Annotated in this window: 16 protein-coding genes; 15 read left to right on the forward strand and 1 reads right to left on the reverse strand. The window is 64.0% G+C overall.

Features of this window, described 5'->3' with window-relative positions; translation table 11 throughout:
* The first annotated feature begins 70 nt into the window (after window positions 1-70).
* On the forward strand, window positions 71-1,348 hold the full coding sequence (locus MAFF_RS22635; protein WP_044551165.1) for a 4-aminobutyrate--2-oxoglutarate transaminase: 1,278 nt from the start codon (window positions 71-73) through the stop codon (window positions 1,346-1,348).
* 104 nt (window positions 1,349-1,452) lie between these two features.
* Here the strand turns inward: MAFF_RS22635 and MAFF_RS22640 are convergent, their stop codons facing one another.
* Window positions 1,453-2,706, reverse strand: a complete 1,254-nt coding sequence (locus MAFF_RS22640; RefSeq protein ID WP_010913297.1) for an NAD(P)/FAD-dependent oxidoreductase — start codon at window positions 2,704-2,706, stop codon at window positions 1,453-1,455.
* Between the two features lie 435 nt (window positions 2,707-3,141).
* Between MAFF_RS22640 and MAFF_RS22645 the strand changes: the two genes are divergently transcribed.
* The 14 genes from MAFF_RS22645 (at window position 3,142) to MAFF_RS22710 (ending at window position 15,872) form a co-directional block, all read left to right on the forward strand.
* Window positions 3,142-4,431 (forward strand): imelysin family protein, encoded by a 1,290-nt coding sequence (locus MAFF_RS22645; protein ID WP_044548864.1) that lies wholly within the window; start codon window positions 3,142-3,144, stop codon window positions 4,429-4,431.
* Between the two features lie 116 nt (window positions 4,432-4,547).
* The gene (locus tag MAFF_RS22650) at window positions 4,548-4,859 is read left to right on the forward strand and encodes a (2Fe-2S)-binding protein (RefSeq protein WP_010913299.1); all 312 of its coding nucleotides are present in this window, start codon (window positions 4,548-4,550) and stop codon (window positions 4,857-4,859) included.
* Window positions 4,825-5,310, forward strand: coding sequence for a bacterioferritin (gene bfr / locus MAFF_RS22655; RefSeq protein WP_010913300.1), 486 nt, complete (start codon window positions 4,825-4,827; stop codon window positions 5,308-5,310). The genes MAFF_RS22650 and bfr overlap by 35 nt, the downstream gene beginning before the upstream one ends.
* Window positions 5,311-5,322: 12 nt before the next feature.
* A complete protein-coding gene (locus tag MAFF_RS22660; RefSeq protein WP_010913301.1) occupies window positions 5,323-6,924 on the forward strand; it encodes a di-heme oxidoredictase family protein in 1,602 nt (533 codons plus the stop codon).
* Window positions 6,924-8,003, forward strand: a complete 1,080-nt coding sequence (locus MAFF_RS22665; RefSeq protein ID WP_010913302.1) for an imelysin family protein — start codon at window positions 6,924-6,926, stop codon at window positions 8,001-8,003. Before MAFF_RS22660 ends, MAFF_RS22665 begins: the two co-directional genes overlap by 1 nt.
* A gap of 2 nt (window positions 8,004-8,005) precedes the next feature.
* Window positions 8,006-9,109, forward strand: coding sequence for a DUF1513 domain-containing protein (locus tag MAFF_RS22670; protein WP_010913303.1), 1,104 nt, complete (start codon window positions 8,006-8,008; stop codon window positions 9,107-9,109).
* A gap of 94 nt (window positions 9,110-9,203) precedes the next feature.
* Window positions 9,204-9,881 carry a tRNA (adenosine(37)-N6)-threonylcarbamoyltransferase complex dimerization subunit type 1 TsaB gene (tsaB, locus tag MAFF_RS22675; protein ID WP_010913304.1) on the forward strand — a complete coding sequence of 226 codons (678 nt, stop codon included), beginning with the start codon at window positions 9,204-9,206 and terminating at the stop codon, window positions 9,879-9,881.
* The gene (gene rimI, locus MAFF_RS22680) at window positions 9,881-10,375 is read left to right on the forward strand and encodes a ribosomal protein S18-alanine N-acetyltransferase (protein ID WP_010913305.1); all 495 of its coding nucleotides are present in this window, start codon (window positions 9,881-9,883) and stop codon (window positions 10,373-10,375) included. Before tsaB ends, rimI begins: the two co-directional genes overlap by 1 nt.
* A gap of 27 nt (window positions 10,376-10,402) precedes the next feature.
* A complete protein-coding gene (locus tag MAFF_RS22685) occupies window positions 10,403-11,203 on the forward strand; it encodes a lysophospholipid acyltransferase family protein (RefSeq protein WP_010913306.1) in 801 nt (266 codons plus the stop codon).
* A gap of 76 nt (window positions 11,204-11,279) precedes the next feature.
* Window positions 11,280-12,689, forward strand: a complete 1,410-nt coding sequence (miaB, locus tag MAFF_RS22690; RefSeq protein ID WP_044548867.1) for a tRNA (N6-isopentenyl adenosine(37)-C2)-methylthiotransferase MiaB — start codon at window positions 11,280-11,282, stop codon at window positions 12,687-12,689.
* An 83-nt stretch (window positions 12,690-12,772) separates the two neighbouring features.
* Window positions 12,773-13,765 (forward strand): PhoH family protein, encoded by a 993-nt coding sequence (locus tag MAFF_RS22695; RefSeq protein WP_019863063.1) that lies wholly within the window; start codon window positions 12,773-12,775, stop codon window positions 13,763-13,765.
* 18 nt (window positions 13,766-13,783) lie between these two features.
* Entirely contained in the window at window positions 13,784-14,284 is a 501-nt protein-coding gene (gene ybeY, locus MAFF_RS22700) for an rRNA maturation RNase YbeY (protein ID WP_010913309.1), read from the forward strand.
* 27 nt (window positions 14,285-14,311) lie between these two features.
* Complete coding sequence (locus MAFF_RS22705) at window positions 14,312-15,388, forward strand: hemolysin family protein (protein ID WP_010913310.1); 1,077 nt, start codon at window positions 14,312-14,314, stop codon at window positions 15,386-15,388.
* A gap of 13 nt (window positions 15,389-15,401) precedes the next feature.
* Window positions 15,402-15,872 carry a VOC family protein gene (locus MAFF_RS22710; RefSeq protein ID WP_010913311.1) on the forward strand — a complete coding sequence of 157 codons (471 nt, stop codon included), beginning with the start codon at window positions 15,402-15,404 and terminating at the stop codon, window positions 15,870-15,872.
* Window positions 15,873-15,893: the final 21 nt, after the last annotated feature.

The raw sequence follows: 15,893 nt of genomic DNA on the forward strand, positions 1-15,893 counted from the left end.
AGGAAAACATGAAATAAGGTCAGAAGACATCTGATCAACGAGGACGGGCGCCGGCCCGATGAAGGATATCATGAAGAATTCAGCCATTTCCGAACGCAAAAACCAGTCGATCTCGCGCGGCGTCGGCATGACCACGCAAATCTACGCCGACCGGGCTGAAAATTCGGAAATCTGGGATGTCGAAGGCCGTCGTTACATCGATTTTTCCTCGGGCATCGCCGTCGTCAACACCGGCCACCGCCATCCCAGGGTGATCGAAGCGGTCAAGGCGCAGCTCGACCGCTTCACCCACACCTGCCACCAGGTCGTGCCCTATGAGAGCTATGTGCGGCTGGCCGAACGGCTGAACGCCATGCTGCCCGGCAAGTTCGAGAAGAAGACGATCTTCGTCACCACCGGCGCCGAGGCGGTCGAGAACGCCATCAAGATCGCCCGCAATGCCACCGGCCGCCCGGCCGTCATCGCCTTCGCCGGCGGCTTCCATGGCCGCACCTTCATGGGCATGGCGCTGACCGGCAAGGTCGTGCCCTACAAGGTCGGCTTCGGCGCCATGCCGGGCGACGTCTATCACGCGCCGTTCCCGGTGCCGCTGCACGGCGTTTCGGTTGCCGATTCGCTCGCAGCGCTCGACCGGCTGTTCAAGGCCGACGTCGATCCGGCCCGCGTCGCCGCCATTATCGTCGAGCCGGTTCAGGGCGAGGGCGGTTTCTACGAGGCACCGCGCGAATTCCTGACCGCGCTGCGCAAGCTCTGCGACCAGCACGGCATGCTGCTCATCGCCGACGAGGTGCAGACCGGCTTTGCCCGCACCGGCAAGATGTTCGCGATGGATCACCACGAAGTCGCCGCCGACATCACCACCATGGCCAAGAGCCTGGCCGGCGGCTTCCCGCTGTCGGCCGTCACCGGCCGCGCCGAGATCATGGATGCGCCTGGCCCCGGCGGCCTCGGCGGCACCTATGGCGGCAGCCCGATCGGCGTTGCCGCCGCGCATGCCGTGCTTGACGTGATCGAGGACGAAAAGCTGTGCGACCGCGCCAACACGCTGGGCGCGCGGCTGAAGCAGCGCCTGCAGTCGATCCGCGACGACGTGCCCGAAATCGTCGATATCAGGGGCCTGGGCTTCATGAACGCGGTCGAGTTCAACGACGTCAAGAAGGGCATGCCATCGGCCGAGATCGCCAACGCCATCCGGCTGAAGGCGCTCGACAAGGGCCTGATCCTGCTGACCTGTGGCGTCTACGGCAACGTCATCCGCTTCCTCGCACCGATCACCATCCAGGACGAGGTCATGAACGAGGCGCTCGACATTCTGGAAAGCTCGATCCGCGAAGTCTGCGCTGCCTGAGCCACTTTACCTCCCCCTCGGACCGCAGGACCGGGTGGGGTTTGGCGCCGACCCCATCCCGCTGCTTCGCAGCGACCCTCCCCACAAGCGGGAGGGTAAGGCGGCTATCCCGCAGCCCGTGCCGGCTCATCCTGCTGAAAAGCTGCCAGCGCCGCCTTCAGCCCATCCGGTCCAGCCGCCACCATTTCAGGCGTAGGCGAGAAGCCGGCGCCCAGCATCTTGCGACCAAGCATGTGGTCGCCGGGGCGGTTGACGGATTCGATGCCGAGCAACCGGTCGCCGGCATAGTGGTAGATCGAGAACTTGTTGTCGGGCAGGTCGCCCAGCACGACATGGCTGTCGCCGCCGGCGGTCAGCCCGACCATCTGCAATTTCATGTCGCCAATATCGGACCAGAACCATGGCACCGCCGAATAGGCATCCGCGTGACCGGTGATCGTGCGCGCCGCGAGCCGCGCCTGGTCGGTGGCGTTCTGAACCGATTCCAGCCGCACATCGCCGCCGGTGAACCAGTGCCGGTAGGAGGCGGCGTCGCCGATGGCGAGAATGTCTTGCACCGAACTGCGCATCTGGTGATCGACACGGATGCCGTTGGCGATGGTGAGGCCCGCGTCCTGCGCCAGTTCAACGTTGGGCACGGCGCCGATGCCGACGATGACCATGCGCGCCGGCAGCTTTTCGCCTGATGAGGTGATCGCGGCGACGACGTGGCCGTTTTCGCCTTCGAGCCTTGCAATCGAGGTGCCGGTGAGGATGCGCACGCCGGTTGCTTCCAACCTTTGGCGGACATGGCTTGCCACCACCGGGGCAACGGCGCGGCCGAGCAGCCGGTCGACCGCTTCCACCACCGTCACCGTGCGGCCGGCCGCACGCAGCGTCGCGGCGATTTCCAGCCCGATGAAGCCGCCACCGAGGATGACGACATCTTCGCTCCGTGCGCTCAGGTCGCGGATCAGCCGGGCATCGGCCAGCGAACGCAGCGACAGGACGCCAGACAGATCCGAGCCAGGCAGCGGCAGGAGACGCGGGCGCGATCCGGTCGCCAGGATCAGATGGTCGAAGGCAAGCACGCCGCCGCCTGATATCTCCAGGCTGTGGCCGCCGGCATCGATGCGCTCGATCCGCACGCCCGGCCGGTAGTCTATGACGCTGCCGGTATAGAAGGCCTCACCCCGAAGCGGTTGCGGTTTGGCCTCGGCGTCCTTGATGAAGGTCTTCGACAGCGGTGGCTTGTGGTAGGGCAGTTCGTTCTCGTCACCGATGAGGATCACCGGTCCGTCATAGCCGTCCTCGCGCAGACTGGCGGCCGCTTGCACGCCCGCATGACCCGCACCGACAATGACCACGCCGTTCTTCATCACGTCCCAAATCCTGGTTCGATCCTAGGATCTCTCGGCAAGTGGCAATTGTCTGGCGCCGCCACAAGAGAGCGTTTGCGGGTCGCACCCGGAACGGCGTCTGTCAATCGTACAGTTCGACAGCGATGCCGGTGCAGTCGAGGTGTAAAGTTGACTTCTGTAGTTTAGAATAATTCTAAACTATTGTTTCAATTGGCTTTTCCTGTCGATTTTCGTTGACTTCCGCCAGCGTCGAAGCTTTATGGGGCGCCTGCGTATTGGCGCATCCCTTTGATGTCTGGGCCTTGAACCCGTTCGATTGGAGGCATTTTGGTGTCTTTCTTCCCCGAACCGCGCAATGGCGCGGCAACTCTTGGCGCTTTTGGCAACGACGTGGCCCGGCGCCGGTCGCGGCGCGCGCCGCTTATGGAATTTCCGAAAAACTGGAGACCGATAATGACAGCACGATATGGCGGCAGGCTGGCGGCGATTGGTGCCACGGCGCTGCTGACGGCGGCGGTGTTCGTGCTGCCTGCCAAGGCGGAAACCGACGCGAAAGCGGTCATCAGGACCTATTCCGATATCGCGCTTGCCAAATATGAGGATTCGTTGACCACGGCGCAGGCTCTCGACAAGGCGGTCGATGCGCTGCTGGCCAAGCCGTCGGCGGAAACGCTCAATGTCGCCCGCGACGCCTGGAAGGCCGCGCGAGTGCCCTACCAGCAGACCGAGGTCTATCGCTTCGGCAACAAGATCGTCGATGACTGGGAAGGCGAGGTGAATTCCTGGCCGCTGGACGAAGGCCTGATCGACTATGTCGCCAAGAGCTACGGCACGGAATCGGACACGAATTCGCTCTATACGGCCAATGTGATCGCCAACAAGGAAATCGAGATCAACGGCAAGAAGGTCGACGCTTCGAAGCTTTCGCCTGAATTCCTTTCAGGCACGTTGCAGCAAGCCGGCGGCGTCGAGGCCAATGTCGCCACCGGTTATCACGCCATCGAATTCCTGCTCTGGGGCCAGGATCTGCATGGCACCGGCCCGGGTGCCGGCGAGCGCCCCTACACCGATTACGATCTCAGGAACTGCACCGGTGGCAATTGCGACCGCCGTGCCGAATATCTGAAATCCGCCACCACACTTCTGGTTTCGGACCTGCAGAAGATGGTCAACGACTGGAAGGAAGACGGCGCCGCACGCAAGAACCTCGTCGATGGCGAGCCGAACACGGCGATCTCGGTCATCTTCACCGGCATGGGCTCGCTGTCTTATGGCGAACTGGCAGGTGAACGCATGAAACTCGGCTTGATGCTGCATGATCCGGAGGAGGAGCAAGACTGCTTCTCCGACAACACCTACAATTCGCACCTCTATGATGCGATCGGTATCCGCGCCGCCTACCTGGCCAGTTACACGCGCCTCGACGGCACCGTCGTTTCGGGCCCTTCGGTGCACGACATGGTCAAGGCGGCCGATCCGGCGATCGACAAGGAACTGTCCGACAAGCTAGACGTCACCGTCGCCAAGATGGAGGCGATCAAGGCGCGGGCCGAGGCCGGCGAGGCCTATGACCAGCAGATCGCCGAGGGCAACACGGCAGGCAACGCCACCGTGCAGGCGGCGATCGACGCCTTGATCGACCAGACCAAGTCGATCGAACGTGCGGTCGGCTCGCTGAAACTCAACGCCATCGCCTTCGAAGGCTCCGACAGCCTCGACGCACCCGACAAGGTGTTCAAGTAAGCGCCGAAACCTGGAGCCTGCCTGGCCGGAAGCTGATAATCGGCTCCGGAATGGGCTCCGGGACCTGAACAAGCCACACGGCGCGGGAGGCGCCGTCAGCCATCCGAGCACTGTAAATGCTGATCTGCCATTGCAACATCATCACCGAGAAGGAGATCGAGCAGACGATCATCGGGCTGCTGGACCAGGACCCCTGGCAACTCATCGTGCCGGCCAAGGTCTATCACGCGATGCAAAAGCGTGGCCGCTGTTGCGGCTGTTTCCCAAATGTGGTCGAAACGATCATTCGGGTTACCGAAAATTACCACGCCCGCTCGGAGGCGAGCGGCGTCGATGTCGTTTCACATCTGGATCGCGTCAGAGGCCTGCGCGTCCAATACGGGAGCAGAACCCATGAAGGGCGAAAGTCTGATCATCGAGCGGCTTAACGAGGCTCTTTTCCTGGAGCTTGGAGCCGTCAATCAATATTGGGTGCATTTCCGTCTGCTGGAGGATTGGGGGTACACGAAGCTGGCCAAGAAGGAGCGGGCCGAATCGATTGAGGAGATGCACCACGCCGACAGGCTCATCGCCCGGATCATCTTCCTTGAAGGCCATCCGAACCTGCAGTCCGTGGCGCCGCTGCGCATCGGGCAGAACGTCAAGGAGGTGCTCGAATCCGACCTTGCCGGCGAATATGACGCGCGCACGGCCTACAAGCGTTCGCGCGAAATCTGCCATGAGGTAGGCGACTACGTGACGATGAAACTGTTTGAGGATCTGCTGGCTGACGAGGAAGGTCACATCGACTTCCTCGAGACGCAGCTCGACCTGCTCGCCTCGATCGGCGAGGAGAAGTACGGCCAGCTCAACGCCGACGCGGCCAACGAGGCGGAGTAAAGGCATGCGGGAATGCGGCGCCTGCTAGAATTCCCGCGTCGCTCGCGGCGGGCCGGCGGCTCGCCGTTCCGCCTGAACAGACCAGCCGGACTGGCTCGTCGGCGCTGCGCCATTCTCGTCTTGGCGCTGACATCGTCCGCGCTTGCCGGCGAGCTTCAGCCGACCGGGCTCGCCACCACGCGCAGCGACCTCAATGCCAAGGATCAGGCGCGCGTCACCTCCGTCACCAGGCCGACCACGGATTTCTCCAAACCCGAGCCGTTCGAGTTGATGCAAGGTGGCGCCGGCACGTCACGGAAGGACGTCAGCCGCGATTCCTTCTCGCAATCCTCGGCCAACATCACCTTCGAGGAAGAGGGCACTTTCAAGCTCGGCAACGCCTTGTTCCGCAAGAACTGGGTCTCGTCCCCATCTTCGACGCAGGCGTCGGACGGGCTTGGTCCGCTGTTCAACGAACGCGCCTGCCAGAACTGCCATCTGAAGGACGGCCGCGGTCGCCCGCCGCAAGGCGATACCGGCACCACCTCGATGTTCCTTCGGCTGGCGCGTGACGCCAGCAACGCCAAGGAAAAGTCAGCCCTTGCCGACCGCGAGCTGCTCAACTTCCCCGACCCGGTCTATGGAACGCAGTTGCAGGAGCTGGCCGTGCCCGGCTTGCGCGGCGAAGGCCGGATGCGCGTCGATTACCAGGAACGGCAGGTGACGCTGGCGGACGGCACGATGGTTTCCCTGCGCAAGCCCAGCTATTCCGCCACCGATCTCGGCTATGGGCCGCTTGATCCGCGCACCACGCTGTCGCCGCGGCTAACGCCGCCGATGATCGGCCTTGGCCTGATCGAGCAGATCGCGCCGGCTGACATTCTAGCCCATGCCGATCCGGAAGACCGCGACAATGACGGCATCTCCGGCAAGCCGAACATCGTGCGTGACGGTTTGAGTGGCGAACTGACGCTTGGCCGTTTCGGCTGGAAGGCGCAGACCGCATCGATCCGCAAGCAGGCGGCTGACGCCTTTGCCGGCGACATCGGCATCTCGACGCCGGAAGAACCCAAACACTGGGGCGAATGCACCGCCGCTGAGGCAAGATGCCTGGCCATGCCGAATGGCGTGCAGGCGCGCCTCGGTCCGGTCGAAGCGCCGCCGCCGGTGATGGATCTCGTCACCTTCTATTCGCAGAACCTGGCGGTGCCTGCGCGCCGCGATCTCGCTGCGCCTGATGTGCTCGCCGGCAAGAAGCTCTTCTATGAGATCGGCTGCGTTTCCTGCCACACGCCGAAATTCGTCACCCGCCGCGATGCGCCTGACAAGGCGCAGGCCTTCCAGCTGATCTGGCCCTATTCCGATTTCCTGCTGCACGACATGGGGCCCGACCTGGCCGACGGCCAGGCGGTGGGCGATGCGACGGGCAGCGAATGGCGCACCCCGCCGCTGTGGGGCATCGGCCTCACCGAAACTGTCAACGGCAACTCCTTCTTTCTGCATGATGGCCGCGCACGTAGCCTGACCGAGGCGGTCTTGTGGCATGGTGGCGAGGCGCAGAAGGCGCGCGACCGCTTTGCCGCCGCCAATGCGGCCGAGCGCGATGCGCTGGTCAAATTCCTGGAGTCACTGTGATGTTGAAGCGCTCTACACTGGTTCTCGTTCTTCCCCTGGCTCTGCTCGGTGTTTTCCCGGCCTCGGCGGCGGTGAAAGCCTCCGACATCATCCAGGGGGCGATCGACGGCTTTGTCCGCCCGGCCTATGCCGACCTGCACCAGCATGCGGAAGCGTTGACGCGAGCGATGCACACGCTCTGCAAAGCGCCCTCGCAAGGGGAACTCGATGCGGCGCGGGCCGAGTTTTCGGCCACGGTCTATGCCTGGTCGTCGGCCGAAATCATCGGTTTCGGGCCGATCAAGGAGAACAATCGGCTGGAGCGCATCCTCTACTGGCCGGATCGCAAGAGCATTGGCCTGAAACAGGTGCAGGCGGCGTTGGCGGACAAGGACCCGACCGCTAGCGATCCCGCACAGCTCGCCGGCAAGAGCGTCGCCATGCAGGGGCTCGGCGCGCTGGAATTCGTGCTTTTCGGCGACGGCGCCGACGCGCTGGCGGGCAAGGATGATCCCTATCGCTGCGCCTATGGCGCGGCGGTTGCCGGCAACATCGAAACCATGGCCGGTGACGTCAGCGCGGCCTGGAACAAGCCGGACGGCTTTGCCGCACTCTGGGCCAATCCGGGGCCGCAAAATGCGCTCTACCGCGACGGCAACGAAGCGGTGACGGAACTGGTCGGCGTCTTCATCAACGAGCTGGAGATGGTCAGGGATGTCCGCCTGAAAGGGTTCCTTGGCGGCAAGGCGGATGCGGACAAGCCGAAACAGGCGATCTATTGGCGATCGCAAAACACAGCCAATGCGCTGGCTGGAAATCTCTCCGGCGTCGATGCGTTGTTCCAGGCCTCGAAACTTGGCGATGCGCTGCCGCCCGATGCACGCTGGATGGCGGAGTCCATCCATATCCAGCTGGTAAACGGCGTCGCCACCGCGAGGTCGATCCAGGGTCCGATCGACAAGACGCTCGCCGACCCGGCGCTGCGCGAAAAGCTCGAGCATTTCGCGCTGATCACCTCCAGCCTGTCGACCCTGATCGGCACCAGGCTGACCGCCGAATTCAGCCTGACCGCTGGCTTTTCGTCGCTGGATGGGGATTGAGCATGCGTACGCCGCTCATCGACCGTCGCGACTTTCTGAGGGCCGCCGGTATCGGCTTCGCTGCCGTGATGGCGCCGTCTGCCTGGGCGAAGACGCTTGCCGCCAACGCCGTTTTCGCCACCGCTTTCGTCAAGCGCGACGGCAGTTTTGGTGCCGCCATCCTGTCCGAGGCCGGCAAGGTGCTGCATGCGATCGACCTGCCCGACCGCGGCCATGACGTCACTTTCGATCCCATATCAAAGCGTTCGGTGGTTTTCGCCCGCCAGCCCGGCACCTTCGCCGTCGTTTTCGATCATTCGGGCCGCGACGCACCGCAGACCGTCGCCAGCATCTCCGGCCGGCATTTCTTCGGCCATGGCGTGTTCTCGCCCGATGGCGCGCTGCTCTATGCCACCGAGAACGATTTCGACAACGCGGCCGGCGTCATCGGTATCTACGATGCGCGGGCGAAATTCAGTCGCGTCGGCGAATTCCCGACCTATGGCATGGGCCCGCACGAGCTCCTGCTCCTGGGCGACGGCCGGACGATGGCGGTCGCCAATGGCGGCATCGAGACCCATCCGGACTATGGCCGCGCCGAGCTCAACATCGCCACCATGAAGCCGTCCTATGTGCTCATCGACCGCGTCACCGGCGACCTCATCGAAAAGCATGAATTGCCGGCTTCCCTGCACCAGCTGTCGATCCGTCACATGGATACCGACCCGTCCGGCACCGTCTGGTTTGGCTGCCAGTACCGGGGGCCGGGCACGGATCGTCCGCTGCTGGTCGGCCGCGCCGTGCGCGGCAAGGAGTTGCAGCTTCTCGACATGCCGCAGGACGTGCTGTCCGGTTTCCGCAACTATATCGGCTCGGTTGCCGCCAATCTTTCAGCCGGCAGCGTCGCCGTCTCGTCGCCGGAAGGCAATTCGCTTGTCGTGATCGATGCGGCCAGCGGCCGGGTGGTCTCGTCCAGCGCGCTGGTCGAGGTGTGCGGCCTGGCGCCGGACGGATCGGGCTTCATCGCCACCACGGGGGCCGGCGAGATCATCGAGGGCAGCGGCGCGACGCGGTCTGAGCCGGACTATGTCTGGGACAACCATATGCTGCGCATCGAACGGGCCTGACAGCGGCGGCGGAACCGAAGCCGCTTAACAAATTATGCTTGCGGTGGCGCGCCTTGGCGGGCACAGGGAAGTTGTTTTTCGGAACCGGCGTTTCATGAATGTGCTTGCCATCGACTGTGCCGCCAGCCTCTGCGCCGCCTGCGTCTACGACGCGGCGGTCGGGAGGGAGCTTGGCCGCTCGGTGCTCGATCTCGGCAAGGGTCATGCCGAGCACCTGATGGCCGTCATCGCCGAGGCGTTGAAGGTGGGCGAAACCGACTATGCCGGCCTTGGCGCCATTGCCGTCTCTGTCGGCCCCGGTTCCTTTACCGGTCTGCGCGTCGGCGTGTCGACCGCGCGCGGCCTGGCGCTGGCGTTGAAAATTCCCGCAATCGGCGTGACGACGCTCGAAGCGCTGGCCGCCGAGGCCGCAGTGGCATTTCCCGGCCGCGCCGTGTTGGCGGCACTCGATGCCGGTCGCGACGAAATCCATGCGGCGTTGTACGACAAAGCGTTAGTTTTGACTTACGGTCCAGCGGTAACCACACTTGCGGACGCCGTGGCCATGGCGACGGAACAGTCTTTGGTGCTGGCCGGGACAGCAGCCGCACAGATCGCGGCCTCGGCCGCGCGCACCTTCGACATCGGCCCTCGGACGGCCACGGCCGACATTGTCACATATGCACGTCTGGCCTCCGCCAAAGGCGAGGGCGAAAGGCCGAAACCGCTTTATCTGCGCGGTGCCGACGCCAAGCCGCAAGCCGGATTTATTTTATCAAGGCAACAGAAATAATGCGCATACCTTTTCTCCAACCACGCCGCCGGGACTATGCGCTCGAGCCGCTCAGGATCACCGACAGCCCCGCGGTCTCGGTGCTGCATCGTGAGGACTTTGTCCGTCCGTGGACCGATGGCGAGTTCGCCGCCCTGCTCGAGCAGGACACCGTGTTCGGTTACGCCGCGCGCGAGACCGGGCAGGGCGCCAAGCCGCCTGTCGGCTTCGTGCTGGCCCGGCTGGCCGCTGGCGAGGGCGAGATCCTGACGGTCGCGGTGGCGCGATCCCATCGCCGGCAGGGTCTCGGCTGGCAGCTGATGGATGCGGTGCTGCGAGAACTGCACGCGCAGCGTGCCGAAGCGCTGTTCCTGGAGGTCGACGAGACCAATGTCGCCGCGATTGCCCTCTACCGTCGCTTGGGCTTCCGCGAAGTCGGCAAGCGCCCGGATTACTACAAGTCGCCCGATCGCGGGCCGACCGGCGCGCTTGTCATGCGCCGCGATCTTCGCTAGCGAGAGATCGGGTAGGGCCAGGACAGTATGATCGGAAAAATCAGGATTTTCCTGGCCCTGGGCCTTGTCGTCGCCGGTTCGCTGGTCCTGGTGCCATTGCAGATCCTGTCGATGAAGACCGGCTGGTGGCCGGAAACCGTCATTCTCAAGATCTGGCACAGGCTGATCCTCAGGGCGCTCGGCATGCGCGTCCATGTCAAGGGAACGCTGTCCGACAAGCGCCCCTTGCTGGTTGCTTCGAACCACATCTCCTGGACCGACATCATGGTGCTGGGCTCTTTTGCCGATGTGAAGTTTATCGCCAGGGCCGATATGGAAGGCTGGCCGCTGATCGGCATGCTATCGAAACTACAGCGCACCGTCTTCATCGAGCGCGAACGCAAGCGCTCCTCCGGCGACCAGGCAAGCGAGATCGCCAATCGCATGGCCAAGGGCGATGCCATGGTGCTGTTCGCCGAGGGTTCGACCGGTGACGGCAATGCCGTCCTGCCGTTCAAGAGCACGCTTTTCGGCGCCGCCTCGATGGCGATTTCTGAGGGCGCGGCCGAGCAAGTGTTCATCCAGCCTGTGGCGATCGCCTATACGCGCCTGCACGGCGTGCCGCTCGGCCGCCGCCACCGGCCGATGTCGGCCTGGATCGGCGACGAGGACCTGATGCCGCATCTCAAGGTGCTGATGGCGGAAGGCGCGCTCGACGTCGAGGTGCATTTCGGCGAGCCAATCGCCTTTGCCAAGGGCTCGAACCGCAAGGAAACGGCCAGGCTGATGGAAAGCCAGGTGCGCGAGATGATGCAGGCGGCACTCGCCGATCCGCGCCCGAGCCACTAGAGCCGGGCCGTGCGCCTATCTGCACATGCCGAGAATCGTCTGTTTTTTGTCACGGAAAGGCGCTAGAAGCCGCCGGATGGACTTGAACACGATTGAAAGCGACGACATCGGCAGCGTGGCCGGAGAGCCGGCAGTGCGCGCCACGGCCGCGAAAAAGGTCTTCATCAAGACCTATGGCTGCCAGATGAACGTCTATGATTCACAGCGCATGGGCGATGCGCTGGCCGCCGACGGCTACACCGCGACCGATGCCATCGACGAGGCCGATCTGGTGCTGCTCAACACCTGCCATATCAGGGAGAAGGCGGCGGAAAAGGTCTATTCCGAGCTCGGCCGCATCCGTGACATGAAGGCGGAGCGCGCCATCGCCGGCCGTGAACTGCTGATCGGCGTCGCCGGCTGCGTGGCGCAGGCCGAGGGCGCTGAGATCATCCGCCGTTCGCCGGCCGTCGACCTGGTCATCGGGCCGCAGACCTATCACCGTCTGCCCGACGTGCTGGCGCGGGTGCGCGGCGGCGAGAAGATCGTCGAGACCGACTATGCCATCGAAGACAAGTTCGACCATCTGCCGCAGCCCAAGCGCGCCGAGGTCATCAAGCGCGGCGTCACCGCCTTCCTCACCGTGCAGGAGGGCTGCGACAAGTTCTGCACCTTCTGCGTCGTGCCCTATACAAGGGGCTCTGAAGTGTCGCGGCCGGTGGCGCAGATCGTCGCCGAGGCCGAACGTCTGGCCGAAGCCGGCGTGCGCGAGGTGACGCTGCTTGGCCAGAACGTCAATGCCTGGCACGGCCAAGGCGAGAACGGCGAGGAATGGGGCCTTGGCCGCCTGCTGTTCCGGCTGGCCGAAATCCCTGGACTGGCGCGGCTGCGCTATACCACCAGCCACCCGCGCGACATGGACGACGAACTGATATCAGCCCACCGCGACCTGCCGTCGTTGATGCCCTATCTGCATCTGCCGGTGCAATCGGGGTCCGACCGCATCTTGAAGGCGATGAACCGCAGGCACACGGCCAGGGATTATCTGGCCCTGCTCGACCGCATCCGTGCCGCGCGGCCCGATATCGCTTTGTCCGGCGACTTCATCGTCGGCTTCCCCGGCGAGACGGAGGCCGATTTCGAGGCGACCATGGAACTGGTGCGCCAGGTGAACTACGCCTCGGCCTTTTCGTTCAAATATTCGCCGCGCCCCGGCACGCCGGGCGCCGAGATGCCTGATCATGTGCCCGAAACGCTCAAGGACGAGCGGCTGCAGCGCCTGCAGGCACTGCTGTTGAAGCAGCAGCAGGGCTTCGGTTCGAGCCTGGTCGGCAGCACCATCGACACGCTGATCGAGAAGCCCGGCCGGCAGGCCGGCCAGAAGGTTGGCCGCACACCTTGGCTGCAGCCGGTTATTGTTGATGAAAAGGCCGGCGAAATCGGTGACATTATCCAGGTGCGAATCACGAAGACGGGCTACAATAGCCTGTTCGCCGAATTGGCCTGATGGTCTCGGCAGATGAGGAGAGACGGTTGAGCGCAGCAGAGCTGAAGAACCTGCCCCCGGTACCGGCATCTGGGGCTTCTGACATGGCGCACATCGTTCTGACTTTCGACAACAACAAGCTTGCCAGCGCCCTTTACGGTCAGTTCGACGAGAACCTCGCCCGGCTCGAGCAGAAGCTCGGCGTCGATATCCGCTCGCGCGGCAACCAGCTGACCATCAAGGGGTCGGCTTCAGCCGCCGAACAGGCGCGCCGCGCCTTGGACAATCTCTACGGCATCCTGCAGAAGGGCGTCGATATCGGCCAGTCCGACGTCGATGGTGCCGTGCGCATGGCGGTCGCCGCCGACGATCAGCTGACGCTGCCGACGCTGGAGCGCAAGGGCAAGGTCTCCGCTGCACAGATCGCCACCCGCAAAAAGACCATCTATGCCCGTTCGCTGAACCAGGACGCCTATATGCGGGCGCTGGAACGGTCGGAGCTGGTGTTCGGCATCGGTCCGGCCGGCACTGGCAAGACCTATCTGGCGGTGGCGCATGCGGCGATGCTGCTCGAGCGCGGCATGGTCGAGCGCATCATCCTGTCGCGGCCGGCAGTCGAGGCCGGCGAGCGGCTGGGCTTCCTGCCTGGCGACATGAAGGAAAAGGTCGATCCCTATCTGCGGCCGCTCTATGACGCGCTCTACGACATGATGCCGGCCGACAAGGTCGAGCGCGCCATTGCCGCCGAAGTCATTGAAATCGCGCCGCTCGCCTTTATGCGCGGCCGCACGCTGGCGCATGCCGCGGTCATCCTCGACGAGGCGCAGAACACCACGCCGATGCAGATGAAGATGTTCCTGACCCGTCTTGGCGAGAATTCGCGCATGATCGTCACCGGCGATCCGACGCAGATCGACCTTCCGCCGAGCACCAAATCGGGCCTGGTCGAAGCCTTGCGAGTCCTCGACGGCGTGGCCGGCGCGGTCACCGTGCGTTTCAACGATGTCGACGTGGTCCGCCATCCGCTGGTGGCGGAAATCGTCAGGGCCTATGACCGCGACGCCAAATTGGCGCGCGGCCTCGGCGCCGAGAATTGATTTTGACAATGCGGCTTCATGCCTGAGGACAATTTATCCGGCGACGGGGGGCCCCCCGTCGACATCGATATATCGGTCGAAGCGGGCGACTGGCCCGATGAGGCCGGCTTGGCGCGGCTAGTCGACCGCGCGGTTGACGCCGCTTTCGCCGAGACCGGCGTGACAGGCCGTTCCGAGCTCAGCGTCGTTTTTTCCGACGACGCCCATATCCGGACCCTCAACGCCGAATGGCGCGGCAAGGACAAACCCACCAACGTCTTGTCTTTCCCGGCTTTTCCGTTCGCACAAGGGGGCCCGCTGCCGCCGATGCTGGGCGATATCGTGCTAGCCGCCGAGACGGTTTCCCGCGAGGCGGCACTGGAAGACAAGCCCGTGCAGAACCATATCACCCATCTCGTCATCCACGGCCTGCTGCATTTGCTGGGCCACGATCACGAGACCGACGCCGAGGCCGAGGCGATGGAGGCGATCGAACGCGCAGCGCTCGCAAGGCTTGCCATTCCCGATCCCTACGCGTAACTACATCTGACAATTGACCGGACGACGATGAACGACACACCAGAAACTGCCGCCCGCCCCGACGCCGGCAGTGCGCCCAAGGCTTCCGATACGTCGGAAGAGGGATCAAGTCCGAGTACCGTTACCGGCAGTGCAGCCAGCGAGCTTTCGCCTGCCGGACCCTCCCTGTTCGACCGTGTTTTGGGCCTGTTCAGGCAACGCAACGGCACCAGCCTGCGTGAGGAAATCGCCGGCGCGCTGGCCGAGACGGCGAGCGACGCCGAATCCTTCTCGCCTGGCGAACGCGCCATGCTCAACAACATCCTGCGGCTGCGCGAAGTGCGCGTCGAGGATGTCATGGTGCCGCGCGCCGATATCGAAGCGGTCGAGATCACCACAACGCTTGGCGATCTCCTGGGCACTTTCGAGCAATCCGGCCATTCCCGCATGCCGGTCTATTCCGAGACGCTCGATGACCCGCGCGGCATGGTCCATATCCGTGATGTGCTGGCCCACATCACCAAGCTCGCGCGCGTCAAAAAGGGGCGCACGACCAGGAAGACGCCCGTAGCCACGCAGCTCGATCTTGCCCAGGTCGACCTCGCGCGCACCATCGGCGAGCTCAATCTGATCCGCCAGGTTCTGTTCGTGCCGCCCTCGATGCTTGCTTCCGACTTGATGGGCCGCATGCAGACGACGCGTACGCAGATGGCGCTGGTCATCGACGAATATGGCGGCACCGACGGCCTTGTCTCGCTCGAGGACATTGTCGAAATGGTCGTCGGCGACATCGAGGACGAGCATGACGACGACGAACCGATGATCACCCAGGCCGGTGACGGCGTCTTCATCGTCGACGGCAAGGCCGAGATCGACGAGGTCGCCAAGATGATCGGCGAGGATTTCGCCGCCGGCGAACATGGCGAATATGTCGACACGATCGGCGGCATGATCTTCAACACGCTTGGCCGCGTGCCGGCGCGGGGCGAGGTGGTACAGGCCATTCCAGGCTTCGAATTCCATGTGCTCGATGCCGATCCGCGCCGCGTCAAGCGCGTGCGCATCGTGCAAAGCCAGAAGGGCGAGCGCCGCCGGCGCGCCACGGCGCGCACCGAACAGGCCTGAGTTTCCGCTGCCGATGACGGTGGACGACCCATTCAAGCATTCAAGTCTGGGTTCCGGCGTATTTTACAGAAATCCTCGTGCCGCGCTGGTGTGGCTCGAAGCGGCTTTCGGCTTCGAGCGCAGCATGGTGGTGAGCGACGCCGACGGAAACCTCGTCCACGCCGAAATGCGGTTCGGCGATTGCACTATCATCGTCGATTCCGAATGGAGCGACTATGTCGCGAGCCCGGCTTCGGTCTCGGGCAAGAACACGCAGTCGGTCTATGTCAGGCTGAAGGGTGGCCTGGATGCGCATTGCGAGCAGGCGCAGGCGGCCGGCGCCGACATAATCCAGGAGCCGACGGACCAGTTCTACGGCGAACGCCAGTACCGGGCCCGCGATCCGGAGGGCCATGTCTGGACCTTCACCCAGCCTATCCGTTGCGTTTCCCGCGAAGAGGCCGAGCGGTTGAGCGGCCTGCGCATCGACGGCTGGCACCGGTAACTGACCGATCTCCGCTGTGCG

The sequence above is a fragment of the Mesorhizobium japonicum MAFF 303099 genome (genome assembly GCF_000009625.1).
Taxonomy (GTDB): domain Bacteria; phylum Pseudomonadota; class Alphaproteobacteria; order Rhizobiales; family Rhizobiaceae; genus Mesorhizobium; species Mesorhizobium japonicum.

Excerpts from the sequence above, each read along its gene's own strand:
- MAFF_RS22635 (WP_044551165.1), top strand. The coding sequence starts at position 71 with ATGAAGAATTCAGCCATTTCCGAACGCAAAAACCAGTCGATCTCGCGC.
- MAFF_RS22640 (WP_010913297.1), bottom strand. The coding sequence starts at position 2,706 with ATGAAGAACGGCGTGGTCATTGTCGGTGCGGGTCATGCGGGCGTGCAA.
- MAFF_RS22645 (WP_044548864.1), top strand. The coding sequence starts at position 3,142 with ATGACAGCACGATATGGCGGCAGGCTGGCGGCGATTGGTGCCACGGCG.
- MAFF_RS22650 (WP_010913299.1), top strand. The coding sequence starts at position 4,548 with ATGCTGATCTGCCATTGCAACATCATCACCGAGAAGGAGATCGAGCAG.
- bfr (WP_010913300.1), top strand. The coding sequence starts at position 4,825 with ATGAAGGGCGAAAGTCTGATCATCGAGCGGCTTAACGAGGCTCTTTTC.
- MAFF_RS22660 (WP_010913301.1), top strand. The coding sequence starts at position 5,323 with ATGCGGCGCCTGCTAGAATTCCCGCGTCGCTCGCGGCGGGCCGGCGGC.
- MAFF_RS22665 (WP_010913302.1), top strand. The coding sequence starts at position 6,924 with ATGTTGAAGCGCTCTACACTGGTTCTCGTTCTTCCCCTGGCTCTGCTC.
- MAFF_RS22670 (WP_010913303.1), top strand. The coding sequence starts at position 8,006 with ATGCGTACGCCGCTCATCGACCGTCGCGACTTTCTGAGGGCCGCCGGT.
- tsaB (WP_010913304.1), top strand. The coding sequence starts at position 9,204 with ATGAATGTGCTTGCCATCGACTGTGCCGCCAGCCTCTGCGCCGCCTGC.
- rimI (WP_010913305.1), top strand. The coding sequence starts at position 9,881 with ATGCGCATACCTTTTCTCCAACCACGCCGCCGGGACTATGCGCTCGAG.
- MAFF_RS22685 (WP_010913306.1), top strand. The coding sequence starts at position 10,403 with ATGATCGGAAAAATCAGGATTTTCCTGGCCCTGGGCCTTGTCGTCGCC.
- miaB (WP_044548867.1), top strand. The coding sequence starts at position 11,280 with ATGGACTTGAACACGATTGAAAGCGACGACATCGGCAGCGTGGCCGGA.
- MAFF_RS22695 (WP_019863063.1), top strand. The coding sequence starts at position 12,773 with ATGGCGCACATCGTTCTGACTTTCGACAACAACAAGCTTGCCAGCGCC.
- ybeY (WP_010913309.1), top strand. The coding sequence starts at position 13,784 with ATGCCTGAGGACAATTTATCCGGCGACGGGGGGCCCCCCGTCGACATC.
- MAFF_RS22705 (WP_010913310.1), top strand. The coding sequence starts at position 14,312 with ATGAACGACACACCAGAAACTGCCGCCCGCCCCGACGCCGGCAGTGCG.
- MAFF_RS22710 (WP_010913311.1), top strand. The coding sequence starts at position 15,402 with ATGACGGTGGACGACCCATTCAAGCATTCAAGTCTGGGTTCCGGCGTA.